Source organism: Blastomonas sp. RAC04, assembly GCF_001713435.1.
In the GTDB taxonomy this organism is placed as follows: Bacteria; Pseudomonadota; Alphaproteobacteria; order Sphingomonadales; family Sphingomonadaceae; genus Blastomonas; species Blastomonas fulva.
Genome location: NZ_CP016460.1, coordinates 3,171,613 through 3,185,497 on the forward strand (window position 1 = coordinate 3,171,613; position 13,885 = coordinate 3,185,497).

General features: G+C 63.3%; 18 protein-coding genes. 11 read left to right on the forward strand and 7 right to left on the reverse strand.

Features of this window, described 5'->3' with window-relative positions; all coding sequences use genetic code 11:
- Nucleotides 1–39: 39 nt before the first annotated feature.
- The 4 genes from BSY18_RS15725 to hemE all read right to left on the reverse strand — a co-directional run bounded on the left by BSY18_RS15725 (nt 40) and on the right by hemE (nt 3,909).
- Nucleotides 40–708 (reverse strand): TerC family protein, encoded by a 669-nt coding sequence (locus tag BSY18_RS15725; RefSeq protein ID WP_054135171.1) that lies wholly within the window; start codon nt 706–708, stop codon nt 40–42.
- A gap of 37 nt (nt 709–745) precedes the next feature.
- The gene (gene rho / locus BSY18_RS15730; RefSeq protein WP_054135170.1) at nt 746–2,002 is read right to left on the reverse strand and encodes a transcription termination factor Rho; all 1,257 of its coding nucleotides are present in this window, start codon (nt 2,000–2,002) and stop codon (nt 746–748) included.
- A gap of 334 nt (nt 2,003–2,336) precedes the next feature.
- A complete protein-coding gene (locus BSY18_RS15735; protein WP_171900255.1) occupies nt 2,337–2,801 on the reverse strand; it encodes a CopD family protein in 465 nt (154 codons plus the stop codon).
- A gap of 55 nt (nt 2,802–2,856) precedes the next feature.
- Nucleotides 2,857–3,909, reverse strand: a complete 1,053-nt coding sequence (gene hemE, locus BSY18_RS15740; protein WP_069051132.1) for a uroporphyrinogen decarboxylase — start codon at nt 3,907–3,909, stop codon at nt 2,857–2,859.
- Between the two features lie 282 nt (nt 3,910–4,191).
- Between hemE and BSY18_RS15745 the strand changes: the two genes are divergently transcribed.
- The 11 genes from BSY18_RS15745 (at nt 4,192) to BSY18_RS15795 (ending at nt 11,467) form a co-directional block, all read left to right on the forward strand.
- Nucleotides 4,192–5,046 (forward strand): pyruvate, water dikinase regulatory protein, encoded by an 855-nt coding sequence (locus BSY18_RS15745; protein ID WP_054135167.1) that lies wholly within the window; start codon nt 4,192–4,194, stop codon nt 5,044–5,046.
- A 12-nt stretch (nt 5,047–5,058) separates the two neighbouring features.
- Entirely contained in the window at nt 5,059–5,652 is a 594-nt protein-coding gene (locus BSY18_RS15750; RefSeq protein WP_082382315.1) for a Maf family protein, read from the forward strand.
- A 16-nt stretch (nt 5,653–5,668) separates the two neighbouring features.
- A complete protein-coding gene (gene aroE / locus BSY18_RS15755) occupies nt 5,669–6,496 on the forward strand; it encodes a shikimate dehydrogenase (protein ID WP_069051133.1) in 828 nt (275 codons plus the stop codon).
- Entirely contained in the window at nt 6,493–7,131 is a 639-nt protein-coding gene (gene coaE, locus BSY18_RS15760; RefSeq protein WP_171900256.1) for a dephospho-CoA kinase, read from the forward strand. Before aroE ends, coaE begins: the two co-directional genes overlap by 4 nt.
- Nucleotides 7,132–7,156: 25 nt before the next feature.
- Nucleotides 7,157–7,858 carry a DNA polymerase III subunit epsilon gene (gene dnaQ, locus BSY18_RS15765; RefSeq protein WP_069051134.1) on the forward strand — a complete coding sequence of 234 codons (702 nt, stop codon included), beginning with the start codon at nt 7,157–7,159 and terminating at the stop codon, nt 7,856–7,858.
- Between the two features lie 129 nt (nt 7,859–7,987).
- Nucleotides 7,988–8,551 (forward strand): ribosome hibernation-promoting factor, HPF/YfiA family, encoded by a 564-nt coding sequence (gene hpf, locus BSY18_RS15770; RefSeq protein ID WP_054135196.1) that lies wholly within the window; start codon nt 7,988–7,990, stop codon nt 8,549–8,551.
- 195 nt (nt 8,552–8,746) lie between these two features.
- Nucleotides 8,747–9,208 carry a PTS sugar transporter subunit IIA gene (locus BSY18_RS15775; protein ID WP_083231666.1) on the forward strand — a complete coding sequence of 154 codons (462 nt, stop codon included), beginning with the start codon at nt 8,747–8,749 and terminating at the stop codon, nt 9,206–9,208.
- Nucleotides 9,195–9,695: a PaaI family thioesterase gene (locus tag BSY18_RS15780; protein WP_054135163.1), complete on the forward strand. Its 501-nt coding sequence runs from the start codon at nt 9,195–9,197 to the stop codon at nt 9,693–9,695. The genes BSY18_RS15775 and BSY18_RS15780 overlap by 14 nt, the downstream gene beginning before the upstream one ends.
- The gene (locus tag BSY18_RS15785) at nt 9,692–10,045 is read left to right on the forward strand and encodes a DUF1491 family protein (protein ID WP_069051135.1); all 354 of its coding nucleotides are present in this window, start codon (nt 9,692–9,694) and stop codon (nt 10,043–10,045) included. The genes BSY18_RS15780 and BSY18_RS15785 overlap by 4 nt, the downstream gene beginning before the upstream one ends.
- A gap of 199 nt (nt 10,046–10,244) precedes the next feature.
- On the forward strand, nt 10,245–10,904 hold the full coding sequence (locus BSY18_RS15790; protein ID WP_069051136.1) for a cell wall hydrolase: 660 nt from the start codon (nt 10,245–10,247) through the stop codon (nt 10,902–10,904).
- 164 nt (nt 10,905–11,068) lie between these two features.
- Entirely contained in the window at nt 11,069–11,467 is a 399-nt protein-coding gene (locus BSY18_RS15795) for a GFA family protein (protein ID WP_069051137.1), read from the forward strand.
- Nucleotides 11,468–11,551: 84 nt separating this feature from the next.
- On the opposite strand, the gene BSY18_RS15800 is transcribed toward BSY18_RS15795, so the two are convergent.
- The 3 genes from BSY18_RS15800 to BSY18_RS15810 form a co-directional block, all read right to left on the reverse strand.
- Nucleotides 11,552–11,941, reverse strand: a complete 390-nt coding sequence (locus BSY18_RS15800) for a UrcA family protein (protein ID WP_054135159.1) — start codon at nt 11,939–11,941, stop codon at nt 11,552–11,554.
- Nucleotides 11,942–12,404: 463 nt separating this feature from the next.
- On the reverse strand, nt 12,405–13,415 hold the full coding sequence (thiS, locus tag BSY18_RS15805; RefSeq protein ID WP_083231507.1) for a sulfur carrier protein ThiS: 1,011 nt from the start codon (nt 13,413–13,415) through the stop codon (nt 12,405–12,407).
- 71 nt (nt 13,416–13,486) lie between these two features.
- Nucleotides 13,487–13,864, reverse strand: coding sequence for a MerC domain-containing protein (locus BSY18_RS15810; RefSeq protein ID WP_069051138.1), 378 nt, complete (start codon nt 13,862–13,864; stop codon nt 13,487–13,489).
- Between the last annotated feature and the right edge of the window lie 21 nt (nt 13,865–13,885).

The window sequence follows — 13,885 nt, forward strand, 5'->3', positions numbered from 1 at the left end:
CTGATAGGCGTGTTGCGAGCCATGGCCGGGAACAGGCGTCTAGAACAGCGTGGTGATGCCAACGCTGGGATCGACAAAGCCATCATAGATCATCTTGCCGGCGACATAGAGGATCACGACGAGGCCGAAATAGGCGATCCAGCGATAGCGCTCGATATATTTGGCGATGAAGTTGGCAGCGATGCCCATCAGCGCGACCGAAAGGATCAGCCCGACGATCAGGATTCCGGGATGATCGCGCGCAGCGCCGGCCACCGCGAGCACGTTGTCGAGGCTCATGCTGACATCGGCAACCGCAACGGCCCAGGCTGCCGCGGCAAAGCTCTTGGCCGGGCGGACACCGCTGGATTCGTCACCCTCGATTTCGGGCGAACCGGGCGAGCTGCCCGCGGGCTGGAGCTCGCGGTACATTTTCCACGATACCCAAAGCAGCAGCAGGCCGCCTGCAAAGATCAGCCCGACGACCTGCATCAGCTGGGTGACGACAAGCGCAAAAGCGATACGCAGTACGAGAGCCGCGATGATCCCGATCAGGATCACCTTGCGCCGCTGGTCGGCAGGCAGGCCAGCCGCGAGCGCACCGACGACAATCGCGTTATCGCCGGCGAGCAGGATGTCGATCATGAGCACCTGGCCAAAAGCGGCCAGCGCAGCGGGGGAGCCGATATTCGAGAAATCGGCTACGATATGATTCCAAAGTTCCATCATGGCAGGTCGCAGGCCTTAAACAGGGTCTCTTGGAAGATCACTGGTTCATGGAGTCGAAGAAGTCTTCGTTGGTCTTCGAATCCTTCATCTTGTCGAGCAGGAACTCCATCGCATCGATGGTGCCCATCTGCATGAGGATGCGGCGCAGCACCCACATCTTCGACAGGATATCCTTTTCCACCAGCAGCTCTTCCTTGCGGGTGCCGGACTTTCCGACATCCAGCGCGGGGAAGATACGCTTGTCGGCGACCTTGCGATCCAGAACGATTTCCGAATTTCCGGTACCCTTGAACTCTTCGAAGATGACCTCGTCCATGCGGCTGCCGGTATCGATCAGCGCGGTGGCGATGATAGAGAGCGAACCGCCCTCCTCAATGTTGCGCGCAGCACCGAAGAAGCGCTTGGGACGCTGCAGCGCGTTGGCATCGACACCACCGGTCAGCACCTTGCCCGATGACGGGACGACGGTGTTGTAGGCACGGCCCAGACGGGTGATCGAATCGAGCAGGATGACGACATCCTTCTTGTGCTCGACCAGACGCTTCGCCTTCTCGATCACCATTTCAGCGACCTGGACGTGGCGCTGCGCAGGCTCGTCGAAGGTCGAGGAGATGACCTCGCCCTTCACGCTGCGCTGCATGTCGGTGACTTCCTCGGGCCGCTCGTCGATCAGCAGAACGATCAGGAAGACTTCGGGGTGGTTGTCGGTGATCGCCTTGGCAATGTTCTGCAGCAGCACGGTCTTGCCCACGCGCGGCGGAGCGACGATCAAGGCACGCTGGCCCTTGCCCTGCGGCGAGACGATATCGATGACGCGCGCCGACTTGTCCTTGACGGTCGGGTCGAGCGTGTCGAGCCGCAGCTTTTCATCAGGATAAAGCGGGGTCAGGTTGTCGAAGTTGACGCGGTGACGCACGACATCGGGATCGTCGAAGTTGACCGCGGTCAGCTTGGTCAGCGCGAAATAGCGCTCGCCGTCGCGCGGTGCGCGGATTTCGCCTTCGACCGTGTCACCGGTGCGCAGGCCGAAGCGGCGCACTTGGTTGGGGGAGACGTAGATGTCGTCGGGCCCGGCGAGATAGTTCGCCTCGGGGCTGCGCAGGAAACCGAACCCGTCGGACAGCACTTCAATGGTGCCGAGGCCCATGATGAGCTCGCCATCATCGGCCAGTTCCTTGAGGATCGCGAACATCAGGTCCTGGCGCCGGAGCGTCGACGCGCTTTCGACGCCCAGCTCCTCTGCCATGGTGACGAGTTCAGCGGGGGTTTTCTGCTTGAGTTCTTTAAGATGCATGAGGTGCAATCGTCCGTGAAGAAAAGGTGCCGCAAAAAATCAGACGGCAGTCATGGGAAAATCTGTGGGACGCCCAGCCGGTAATCCGGTCACTGGTGGATAAGGGTCGTCGACGGTCCCGGACGGGACGGCGACCGATCTAGGCGCGGCCCTGGGCAAAGTCAATCGGGCCTGCGACGGGGCGAGGGGGGGTAACTTCTCCCCTACCGCTTGCGGGAGGGGTGGCAGAGGCGCAGCCGAAGCCGGGGTGGGCCTGTACCGTTGTGACCTCCAGGCCCACCCCGGCCCGGAAAACCGGGCCTGCCCCTCCCGCAAGCGTGAGGGGAGAAAGAGGTCAGAAAGGCTTCACGATCACCAAAATCACGATCACCGCTGCAGCGATCCCCGGCACTTCGTTGATCAGCCGCAATTGCTTGCCGGTCAGCTTGCGTTCGCCCTTGGCCAGCTTCCTGGCATAGCCGATCATCCAGCCGTGATAGCCGCTGAGCACCAGCACGAAGAGCAGTTTGGCGTGAAACCAGCCTTGCGAAAACGCGCCGATCTGCACCGCCAGCACCAGCCCCAGCAACCACACGATGATCAGCGAGGGGTTGAGGATGATGTTCTTGAGCTTGGCTTCGCGGTCGATCCAGCGGGTGGCCTCGGGCGATCCGTGCTCAGCCTCCTGATGATAGACCAGGAAGCGCGGCAGCATGAACAGGCCCGCCATCCAGAAGATGACGAAGATGAGGTGCGCCGCTTTCAGCCAGAGATAGAGCATTGCTAAGACGTAATCCGTTGTCAGGAGGAGCTCATTCATGATGCCATGCCATGTGCGCGGGCAGGAAAACCCGCCAGCTCGTTAGGCAGCGCGATTATGCGCCCTGCTTCACCAGTGTAAGCAGTGCGTGAACATGTTCAATGGGCGTCTGCTGCAATATGCCATGGCCCAGGTTGAAAATGTGCGGCCTTCCCTCGAAGGTGCGGATGATGTGCCTGACCGCGCTTTCCATCTGCTCGCCGCCCGCCAGCAGCGCCAGCGGATCGAGATTGCCCTGCACCGGTAGATGCGCCGGAATGTTGGCCGCTGCCCAGACCGGATCGATCGTCTCGTCGAGCCCGAGCGCATCGACACCCGTCTCGCGTGCATAAGCGGCAAGCTTTTCGCCCGCACCCTTGGGGAAACCGATCACCGGGACACCCGGGCGCGCTTCGTGGATCGCCGCTGCAATCCGGGCATTTGGCGCGATGACCCAGCGTTCGAACTGCGAGGGCGCAAGCGAGCCCGACCAGCTGTCGAAGATCTGCACCGCATCGACCCCGGCATCGATCTGGCCGATGAGATAGGTGATGGTGAGATCGACGATCGTGTCGATGAGCACCTGGAAGCCCTGCGGATCCCTGTAGGCATAGGCGCGGGTGGCGTGCTGGTCCTTGCTACCCTCGCCGTTGACCATGTAGGTCGCGACTGTCCAGGCAGACCCTGCAAAGCCCAGAAAGGCCTTCTCAGGCGCAAGCTCGGCTTTGACCAGGCGCACGGTCTCGTAGATCGCATCGAGCCGCTCATAGGCCGGCACCAGGCTCTCCAGCGCATGATCGACCAAGGTCGGGGAGAGGTGCGGACCTTCGCCGACCAGGAACTGCAGGTTCTGGCCCATCGCGTAAGGAACGATCAGGATATCGGAAAACAGGATCGCGGCATCAAGATCGAAGCGGCGCAGCGGCTGCAGCGTGATCTCGGCAGCCGACGGGCTGTCATAGACCAGCTCCAGAAAACCGCCCTTTTCTGCCCTGAGAGCGCGATACTCGGGCAGATAGCGCCCGGCCTGACGCATCATCCACATCGGCGGCGTCTCGTGAACCTTACCTGCCAAGCATTCTAGCAGCGGCGCTGTGCGCACTGCGGTCTGAACTGTGTCCCCGCCCATACTTTATCTTATATCCTTTAATTAGGAATCTGTTGAAGAAGGCCGCTTGATAACCGGCATGACGCTTTCTTGCCTCATGTATCGACAGATTGACAGTCAGCAAATCGCATGGCCGCCACGAGTCGGAAATTTTATCCCGGCTTTCAACAGCCTGTCGATAACCTTGTCAGCTGTGGACAAGCATGCGGACGGAATGACGGGCAGGGGGGAGCGTTTTCGTCCCCGGTTTTGCCCACAAGATCATGCCTTGATTTATCCCCCTACAACCCACAGACCATCGCCATGAGCCGCTTCCACCTCCATCTGCTGTCGGATTCCACCGGGGAAACGCTGGAAAACATCGCCAAGGCCGCGCTGGCGCAGTTCGATGCGGTCGAGATCATCAAGCACTTCTGGCCGATGGTCCGCTCCGAAACGCATCTCGACCGGATTCTGGACGAGGTCGCGGCCAATCCGGGCTTGGTGCTGTTCACTCTGGTGAATCCCGATATCCGCGCCAAGCTCGAACGCCGCTGCCGCGTGCTGGGGCTCCCGATGGTCCCTGCGCTCGATGCGGTCAGCGATGCGCTGTCCAACCTGCTGGGTCAGGCTGCCAAGGCGCGCCCGGGTCGCCAGCATGTGCTCGATGCCGCGTATTTCGCGCGCGTCGAGGCGATCCAGTTCACCATCGCGCACGATGACGGGCAGAACTGGGAAAACTGGGAGGCGGCCGATATCGTGCTCGCCGGGGTATCGCGCTCGTCTAAGACGCCGACCTCGATCTATCTGGCCAATCGCGGCTACAAGACCGCCAATATCCCGATCGTGGTCGAATCCCCGCCGCCTTCAGCGCTGTTTTCGCTCAACCGCCCTTTGGTCGTCGGGCTGACCACCAACCCCGAGCGGTTGATCGCGGTGCGGCGCAACCGGCTGTTGTCCTTGAACCAGGCCCCCGAAACCGACTATGTCAACGATGACAAGGTGAAGGCGGAGCTGGCCTTTGCGCGGCGGATGTTTGCGGATAATGGTTGGCCGGTCATCGATGTGACCCGCAGGTCGATCGAGGAATCGGCCGCGGCGATCATCAACCTGTTCAACGAGCGCGAGGCGGCGCGCGAAAGCCGTCGCCAGGCGGGGCTGGCGGCAGATGAAGTGTAAGGACGAAAAGACATGCTGATACTCGCATCGCAGAGTGCATCACGCCGGACCATGCTGGACAAGGCCGATGTGCCCTTCACGGTGGTGGCGGCGCACATCGATGAATCGGCGATCCGCGCCTCGCTGCACGCCGAGGGCACAAGCCCACGCGATATCGCCGATGCGCTGGCCGAGGCCAAGGCGATGCGCGTGGGCACCAAGCGGCCCGAAGCGATGGTGCTGGGATCGGACCAGATCCTCGAAACCTCGACCGGCGAGATGCTGTCCAAGCCTCAGACCCCCGAAGACGCGATCCGCCAGCTCGAGACATTGTCGGGCAAGGCGCACAAATTGTGGAGCGCAGCCGTCATCGTCGAGGGTGGCCGCCCGATCTGGCGGCATGTGGAAAAAGCCGTGATGCACGTGCGTCCGCTGGGCAGCGCCTTTGTGCGCGACTATGTGGATAAGCACTGGGAATCGATCGGATACACGGTGGGTTGTTACGAGATCGAGGGCGCAGGTGCCCAGCTTTTCAGCCATATCGAGGGCAATCATTTCGCTGTCCTGGGCATGCCGCTGCTGCCGCTGCTCGGCTTCCTGCGCGAGCGCGAACTGATGCCGAGCTGATCGCAGCGTGAACCCTGTGGAAAAACCCCATGCCGCCCGTCCCTATGCGGAGGTGATCGGCGACCCGATCGCGCACAGCAAATCGCCGCTGATCCATGGCTTCTGGCTCAGGCAGCTGGGGATGGACGCAGAGTATCGCACGGCGCATGTCACCCCCGATGCGCTTTGCGCGTATATCGACAGCCGCCGCGACGATCCCTTGTGGCGCGGGTGCAATGTCACCATCCCGCACAAGCTTTCGGTGATGGAGCATGTCGCAGATCCTGGCGACGTGCGCACCAGCATCGGCGCGATGAACACCATTGCGCGCGATGCCACCGGCGCGCTGTTCGGCACCAACACCGATGCCGGGGGCTTTTATGCGCCGCTCGGCCAAAGCGATTTTACAGGCGCGAATGTCGCGGTCATCGGTTCAGGCGGTGCGGCGCGCGCGGTGCTGTTCGCGCTGTCGCGGATGGATGTCGCCAGCGTGACGATCCATGCGCGCAATGCGCTCAAGGCCATGGGGCTGCTCGCCAGTTTCGGGCTCAAGGGCCAAGTGCGCGGCATGGAGGATTCGCTGGGCGAGGTCGACCTGCTGGTCAACACCAGCCCGCTGGGGATGAAGGGCTTCGACCCGCTCAACGTCGATCTGTCGCCTTTGCCGACAAGCGCTTTGGTCTATGACATCGTCTACGCCCCGCTCGAGACCGCCTTGCTCAAACAGGCGCGCACATTGGGGCTCGACACCGTCGATGGGCTGGAAATGCTGATTGGCCAGGCTGCGCTCGCGTTCGAGATCTTCTTCGATGTCGCCCCGCCGCGTGATCACGACGACGAACTGCGCGCGCTGCTGATCGCATGACCACCCATGTCAAGCGGCTGCCTCCGCACCACCGTCACCGCCCCATGGTGCTCGGGCTGACCGGATCGATCGGCATGGGAAAGTCCGCGGTCGCCAGGATGCTCCGCGCCGAAGGGGTGCCGGTGTTCGATGCCGATGCCGAGGTGCATGTGCTGCAGGGCCCGGGCGGCGCGCTGCTGCCGGCGATCGAGGCGGCGTTTCCCGGCACCACCGGTCCGCAGGGCGTCGATCGCGCCAAGCTGGGCGCGGCTGTGTTCGGCAATGCAGGCGCGCTCAAGACGCTCGAGCACATCGTCCATCCCGCGGTTGGACGCTCGCGCGCCGCCTTCGTCCGCGCCAACCGCGCGCGGCGGATCATCGTGTTCGATATCCCCTTGCTGTTCGAGAAAGGCGGCACGCAGAATGTCGACGGCATCATCGTCGTGTCCGCCTCGCTATGGCAGCAGCGCAAGCGGGTGATGGCGCGTGCAGGCATGACCGCGGCGCGGTTGCGGCACATCCGCCACCTGCAGATGGCCGATCATCACAAGCGTAGCCATGCCGACTGGATCATCCCCACCGGGGGGACCAAATTGGCGACGCGGCAGGCTGTGCGAAAGCTGCTGGGGAATTTGCGGTCGTCTCTTGCGCGCTGATCAAATCAGGCCAATAATGACCGGAATGAGAGAGATCATTTTCGATACCGAAACCACCGGCCTGTCCCCCGACGAAGGACACAGGATGGTGGAAATCGGGTGCATCGAGATGGTCGGGCGGATGGCCACGGGCCGCACCTTCCATGCCTTTTTCAACCCCCAGATGCCGATGCCGCCCGAGGCCGAGCGCGTGCACGGGCACTCGGACGCGTTTCTGGCGGACAAGCCGCTGTTTCACGAGCGCGCAGGCGAACTGCTGGAGTTCCTGGGCGATGCGCAACTGGTCGCGCACAATGCCGGGTTCGACATGCGCTTCGTCAATGCCGAGCTGGCGCGGATCGAGCTGCCGCCGATTCCCATGGCGCGGGTCGTCGATACCGTGGCTATGGCGCGGTCCAAGTTCCCCGGATCACCCGCCAGCCTTGATGCCCTGTGCAAGCGCTTCGGGGTCGATCGCAGCCACCGCGTGCTGCACGGCGCGCTGCTCGATGCCGAATTGCTCGCGCAGGTCTATATCGAGCTTACCGGCGGGCGGCAGATCGGGCTGGGGCTGGCCGACGACAGCGATGCCGCCAGTTCGGGCATTCCGGCACGGCCGCGGCTGATCCCGGCGGTCCAGCGCCCGCACCGGCTGCCCCGCCAGTTTGTCGCCACCGCCGAGGAGCTGGCGGTGCATCAGGAGTTTCTCGCCAAGATCAAGCAGCCCTTGTGGCTGTCCAAGCGTTGAACGCACATCCTCTCACGAAAGGAGGTCTGAACCCGGTCCCATAATCCCCTTCTGCGATTGCGCAGAAGCGTATCTGTCCGGCCCGCTGCGGTTGTGAACCTGTGGCTGGCCATAAAAATGGAGAACATCATGGACATTCGTATTTCAGGTCATCAGGTCGATACTGGCGAGGCACTCAAGGTGCATGTTTCCGACCGGCTCAATGCGATTGTCGAAAAGTATTTTTCCAAGGCGATATCCAGCCAGGTCACCTTCGGGCGAGGGCCTCACGACCAGTTCCAGTGCGATATCGTCACCCATGTCATGCAGGGCCTGATCCTCAAGGGCCAGGGCACCGCGCACGACGCGCATGTCGCCTTTGATGGCGCTGCCGAAAAGATCGACAAGCAGCTTCGCCGCTATATGGGCCGCCTCAAGGGCCGCCAGGAGCAGGTCCAGCACGCGCTGGCCGAGGAAGAGGCTGCCTATACCGTGTTCGATACCGGCAGCGAGGAGGAGGAGGTCGTCGATTTCCCGGTGGTGATCGCCGAAACCCGGGTCGATGTGCCCGAGGCCACCGTCTCCGATGCGGTGATGATGCTCGACCTGCGCAACACCAATGCACTGTTCTTCAAGAACGCCGGGACCGGGCGCCACAACATGGTCTATCGCCGCGTCGATGGCTCGATCGGTTGGGTCGAACCGCAGAAATAAGCGAATAGCTGTGCGCCCGTGCACTGAGCCGCTTGGTTTTTGCGGCAATCTGGTGCATGGGCGCCCCAGATATGCGTTGGCGGGATGAGGTCAGAACCTCCCCGGCGGGAACGACGCTGGACCTGATGGACATTCATGCGTGGCGGCCTCGACAACGATCGGGGCCGCATGCCAGAATCGAGAAACTTGAATATCATGGCGTGGTTCGAACTCGACAAGCAGGCGGTGCTCATCTCTGCGCGCGTCGCCGACAAGCAGCAGGCGCTGGAACTGGCGGCGGAACAGTTCGGCCATTGCTATGGTATGGAGACCGACAAGGTGCTCTCGTGCCTGCTCGAGCGCGAGCAATTGGGCTCCACCGGCTTCGGACGACGCGTCGCGATCCCGCATGGCAAGATCGAGGGACTGGATCATTCGGTCGCGGTGCTGCTGCGGCTGGGCAAGCCGATCGATTTCGGATCGATCGACAATCTGCCCGTCGATCTGGTGATCGCGCTCATTTCGCCCATCGCCACCGGCGCGATGCATCTGCAGGCGCTGGCGCACATCTCGCGGCTGACCCGCGATGAAAAGACGCTCGCCAAGATCAAGGGCGCCGACGACCCGGACGCCATCTTCGCGCTGGTGACCGCCGAGCTGGACCGTGACGCTGCCTGAAGCGGCGCCCGGGACCGGGGCCGAGGCGCATTATCGCGCGCTCGAGCGGCTTTACGCGGCCGCGGCGATCAACCGATTGTTCCCTTCCCGGCTGAGCATTACCGGCCAGGGTCGCGCGCGGATCGACTTCGACGTGACGCCCGAGCATTTCCACGCCGCCAGCGCCGCGCACGGCACGCTCTATTTCAAGATGCTCGACGATGCGGCCTTTTATGCGTGCAACGCTTTGGTCACCGACCGCTTCCTGCTCACCACTGCCTTCAACCTGCACTTCACCGCGCCGGTGCGCGCAGGCCCGGTCCATGCCGAAGGACACTGGGTCAGCGGCAAGAGGCGGGTGTTCGTGGGAGAAGCCCGGCTGGTCGACAGCCATGGCGAGGAAATCGCGCGCGGCACCGGCACCTTCATGCGCTCGCACATCGGCCTGTCGGGGCTTGAGGGCTACAGCCTGCCGCAGCAGACATCGTCACCGGACGCTTCGGCATGATCGAGGCGCGGCTGGCCGCGCATATCCGCATAGAGGCGCTCAAACGCCTGACCCAGGCTGCGGGCGGCTTTGCGACACTGCTCTCCAGGGGTGATCCGGTCTCGGGCGCGATCCTGATCGTGCGCACGGTGCGCGGCGGCGATAACGGCGTGCTGGAAGGCATATCGGCGCTGGATAGCGGCATCGCCTGGCAGGAAATTTGGAGCGAGGATGAGAGCACCATCGCTGCCAAGGGCACGCTGACCGAATATCTGGCACGTCGCAGGTCCAGGGACCCCGATATATGGGTGATTGAACTGGATGTCGCCAACCGCGCACAGTTCGACGCGATATTAGGTCAGCTTGGTTGACTCGTCAGCCCACCTGACAGAAGGGGGCGTCCACCAGAAACGCGCAGGCGGCCCGGCGGTTCCATCCGAAAATCCACGGACGGAAATTCAACAGGCAGGCACGCAGACGGGGGGAAGCCCATCGGGACCGGCCAGCAGATGCAGATCTGCCAGCATGTTGCCCTGATCAAGGTGACTCACCGCACAGTCAAAGACTTTGATGAGTACCATTCTCAAGGCCGCCAGCATGGCTGCCGTGGCCATCTACTCGATCGCCACCCTGACCTTTACCGACGCTTCAGCCGCCTTTGCATCGCCGCTGATCGCCGACATGATCCAGCCGGTTCCAGCCCAGACCAGCGATGAAACCGTTTCCGGCGCATCCGATGCCGCTGTCGAAACCGTCGCAGACGCTGAAACCGCCCCCCAGCAGATCGACACCCAGTCCGCCCAGCCGCCGCTCAGGGCTGAAAGCTTGACGCAGCTTGTGGCGATGCACGATCTTCCCGCAGATATCGACGAGGAAACCCGCTGCCTGGCAGGCGCGGTGTACTTCGAATCGAAGGGCGAAACGCTCAACGGCCAGCTTGCGGTCGCCAAGGTGGTGATCGCGCGGCGCGATTCGGGCCGCTTTGCCAGCAGCCTGTGCGGCGTGGTCTATCAGCCCAGCCAGTTCTCGTTCGTGCGCGGCGGCCGGATGCCTGCCATCCCCACCGCCAGCCGTGACTGGGCCGAGGCTGTCGCCATCGCGCAGATCGCGATGAAGGACGCTTGGGAAAGCCCGGTCGAAGGCGCGCTGTTCTTCCATGCGCGTCACGTCTCCCCCGGCTGGCGCATGCAGCGCCTCGCCGCTGTCGACAATCACGTCTTCTATCGCTGATCGGCACGGCCTGTAGCGAGCGCTGCAGGCCCCTGATCGGATATTGAGAGCTAGTCCTTTGGGTCGCGAAGGACTGAGGCGGGCGCATTCGTGCGTCCGCCTCGACTTTTGCCTGCCGGACGTGCAGCCTCGGCGCTTGGCGACGGGCTCAGGAGGAGGAGTGGATGACCATTCGGGAAGCGCGATGTGCGTGCGGTCAGGTCTCGGTGGAATGCCAGGGCGATCCGCAACGCGTATCGATATGCCATTGCCTCGACTGCCAGCGGCGGAGCGGAAGCGCCTTTGCGTTCCAGGCGCGCTGGCCGCAGGAGCGTGTTGCGATCACGGGAAGAACCGCATGGTGGACCAAGCAGGGCGAAAGTGGCTCCGCTGCAACGTTCACCTTCTGCGCGGATTGCGGGACGACCGTGGCGTATCGCGCCGATTCGCTGCCCGGCCTGATCGCTGTACCGGTCGGAACCTTTGCCGACCCGCTGTTTCCCGCGCCCGAATATTCGGTGTACGAACAGCGCAAGCACCGCTGGATCGCGCTCACCGCACCCGGCATGGCGCATTACGACTGATCGTTCGCAACGAAAAAAAGACCGGTGGCTTGGGGGCTACCGGTCCAGTCTCGACTTTTACCAAGGGTGGTAAACGGGTGAAAATCAGCTGCCGACGGCGATGCGTTCGCCGGCCTTGAAGCGGTCACCGGCCTCGGCGCGGGCGACGAGCGTCACGATCGCGCGCTTCGAGCTTGCCATAGTATCGGCGATGCAGGCCTGGTGGTCCATCTGCTGCTGCAGCGGGACACGCTCGGTGACGCCGCAGACCTGCTGCGATGCGACCTTGAGACGCGATTCGAGTGCGGCGACGCCTTCAGCGCTGGCCAGGTCCAGGTCGACGAACGGCACTTCGACGCTGCGCACGATGCGGCCGTTGGCGGTCTCGACGGTCTTGACCGGGCTGGCCTGGACAGAGGCGGAAAACAGAACGGCAGCAGCGCCAGCGGCGGCCAGGGTGCGAGTGAAAATCGATGCGGTTGCGGGGGCAAACATGGGGAGGGGTCCTTTCGATGGTGCAAACTGAACAGTGACCGGCCCTGCTGGTTAAGGGGCCCATCAGGGCCGGTCCGTCTGGTTTGCCGCGGATGCCCGGCCTGGGGAGCTATGGTCATCCGCGACATGATCTGGATAGGAGATCGGTTTGCGCGGGTCGCGGGGTGCTCGACCAAATCGGCGAATGCGTCGCTCAACGACTACAAGCGTCGACGAACGACAGCGGGTCGTCGACGAATGTAACATATGCAAAGAAACTGTCACCAAATCGGTATGATCGTTTCAGCTTGACGCTAGGGAAAGTGGGAGTTCCCACACGCCCTTGTCATTTCCGCGCATGGCGGGAGTCGCGACAGGCGACAGCGGCGCGGCAGCAGAAGCCCCGTATGCGCGGGGGCGATGCGGGAGGCAGAGAGGTTTTCGAGGGCAATGCACCGGTTCCATGTGGAACCGGTGTGCCCGGTCAGATCAAACCGGCGAGCGGGCTCGAGGGATCGGCATATTTGCGCGTGCCCATGCGGCCGGCAAGATACGCATCGCGTCCCGCCTCCACCGCAAGTTTCATCGCGCGCGCCATGCGGATGGGGTCCCTGGCTTCGGCGATCGCGGTGTTCATCAGCACGCCATCGCAACCCAGTTCCATCGCGATCGCCGCGTCCGATGCGGTGCCGACGCCGGCATCAACCAGCACTGGGACCTTGGCATTCTCGACGATCAGCCGGATGGTCACCCGGTTCTGGATGCCCAGCCCCGATCCGATCGGCGCGCCCAGCGGCATGATCGCAACCGCGCCTGCATCCTCGAGCCGCTTGGCGCCGATCGGGTCGTCGACGCAATAGACCATCGGCTTGAAGCCTTCCTTGGCGAGAATCTCGGTGGCGCGCAGCGTCTCGTGCATATCGGGGTAGAGCGTCTTGGCCTCGCCCAGCACCTCGAGCTTGACCAGATCCCAGCCGCCTGCCTCGCGCGCCAGCCGCAGCGTGCGGATCGCGTCCTCGCCGGTGAAGCAGCCTGCGGTATTGGGCAGATACGTGATCTTCTTCGGGTCGATGAAGTCGGTCAGCATCGGTGCGCTGGGGTCCGAGACGTTGACGCGGCGCACCGCGACGGTGACGATCTCGGCGCCCGAGGCTTCCACGGCAGCGGCATTCTGGGCAAAATCCTTGTACTTGCCGGTGCCGACGATCAGCCGCGAACGGAATGTGTGGCCTGCCACCGTCCAGCTGTCGTCTGCAGCGATATGGTCGCCGCCACCGACGAAATGGACGATCTCGAGCCGGTCGCCTTCGCCCACCATGACATCCGCCAGCGTTGAGCGCGGCACGATCTCCAGATTGCGCTCGACCGCAACCTTGGCGGGATCAAGCCCGAGCGAGGTCACCAGAGCGGCGATGCTCTGCCCGGCGGGCACGCGGCGCGGCTCGCCATTGATGTGGAGGTTGATCTGAGCGGAGGTGTGGGTGGTGCTGGTCATAGGCCGAAACTCTTGGCGCGGATGACGGGCAAAGGGCAAGTGCGAATGTTGGTGCCCGGCTTGCGCGGAACTCAGTTCTGGCGCGCGGCGCGGTAGTTGAGCAGGTGCGCGACGCTCAGCGCGGCGACGCCTGCCAGGGTGAGCGCATATTCGTAGGCACTTCCGTGCGGCACGGTCATCGCCATCAGCATCGAGGCGATTCCGACCACCCCGATTGCCAGCGGCAGCCGCGCTCCGTGCGAGCGGACGCCATGGCCCAGCGCCAGCGCCGCCATGATCGCGGCAAGCGCAAAGCCGACCTCGTGCACCCAGGGGGCGAGCAGAATGCCGCCCAATGAGGCGAATCCCGCCACCAGCCAGATGCCCGCGGCGCAATGCACCATGCACAATGCCGACAGCGCAATCGCTGCAGAATCGAGCTGGCCGGACTTGGTGATACGAGACAACATGTCTGGCACATAGGTTATATG

Coding starts and splice junctions, on each gene's coding strand:
- BSY18_RS15725 (WP_054135171.1), bottom strand. CDS start 708: ATGATGGAACTTTGGAATCATATCGTAGCCGATTTCTCGAATATCGGC.
- rho (WP_054135170.1), bottom strand. CDS start 2,002: ATGCATCTTAAAGAACTCAAGCAGAAAACCCCCGCTGAACTCGTCACC.
- BSY18_RS15735 (WP_171900255.1), bottom strand. CDS start 2,801: ATGAATGAGCTCCTCCTGACAACGGATTACGTCTTAGCAATGCTCTAT.
- hemE (WP_069051132.1), bottom strand. CDS start 3,909: ATGGGCGGGGACACAGTTCAGACCGCAGTGCGCACAGCGCCGCTGCTA.
- BSY18_RS15745 (WP_054135167.1), top strand. CDS start 4,192: ATGAGCCGCTTCCACCTCCATCTGCTGTCGGATTCCACCGGGGAAACG.
- BSY18_RS15750 (WP_082382315.1), top strand. CDS start 5,059: ATGCTGATACTCGCATCGCAGAGTGCATCACGCCGGACCATGCTGGAC.
- coaE (WP_171900256.1), top strand. CDS start 6,493: ATGACCACCCATGTCAAGCGGCTGCCTCCGCACCACCGTCACCGCCCC.
- dnaQ (WP_069051134.1), top strand. CDS start 7,157: ATGAGAGAGATCATTTTCGATACCGAAACCACCGGCCTGTCCCCCGAC.
- hpf (WP_054135196.1), top strand. CDS start 7,988: ATGGACATTCGTATTTCAGGTCATCAGGTCGATACTGGCGAGGCACTC.
- BSY18_RS15775 (WP_083231666.1), top strand. CDS start 8,747: ATGGCGTGGTTCGAACTCGACAAGCAGGCGGTGCTCATCTCTGCGCGC.
- BSY18_RS15785 (WP_069051135.1), top strand. CDS start 9,692: ATGATCGAGGCGCGGCTGGCCGCGCATATCCGCATAGAGGCGCTCAAA.
- BSY18_RS15790 (WP_069051136.1), top strand. CDS start 10,245: ATGAGTACCATTCTCAAGGCCGCCAGCATGGCTGCCGTGGCCATCTAC.
- BSY18_RS15795 (WP_069051137.1), top strand. CDS start 11,069: ATGACCATTCGGGAAGCGCGATGTGCGTGCGGTCAGGTCTCGGTGGAA.
- BSY18_RS15800 (WP_054135159.1), bottom strand. CDS start 11,941: ATGTTTGCCCCCGCAACCGCATCGATTTTCACTCGCACCCTGGCCGCC.
- thiS (WP_083231507.1), bottom strand. CDS start 13,415: ATGACCAGCACCACCCACACCTCCGCTCAGATCAACCTCCACATCAAT.
- BSY18_RS15810 (WP_069051138.1), bottom strand. CDS start 13,864: ATGTTGTCTCGTATCACCAAGTCCGGCCAGCTCGATTCTGCAGCGATT.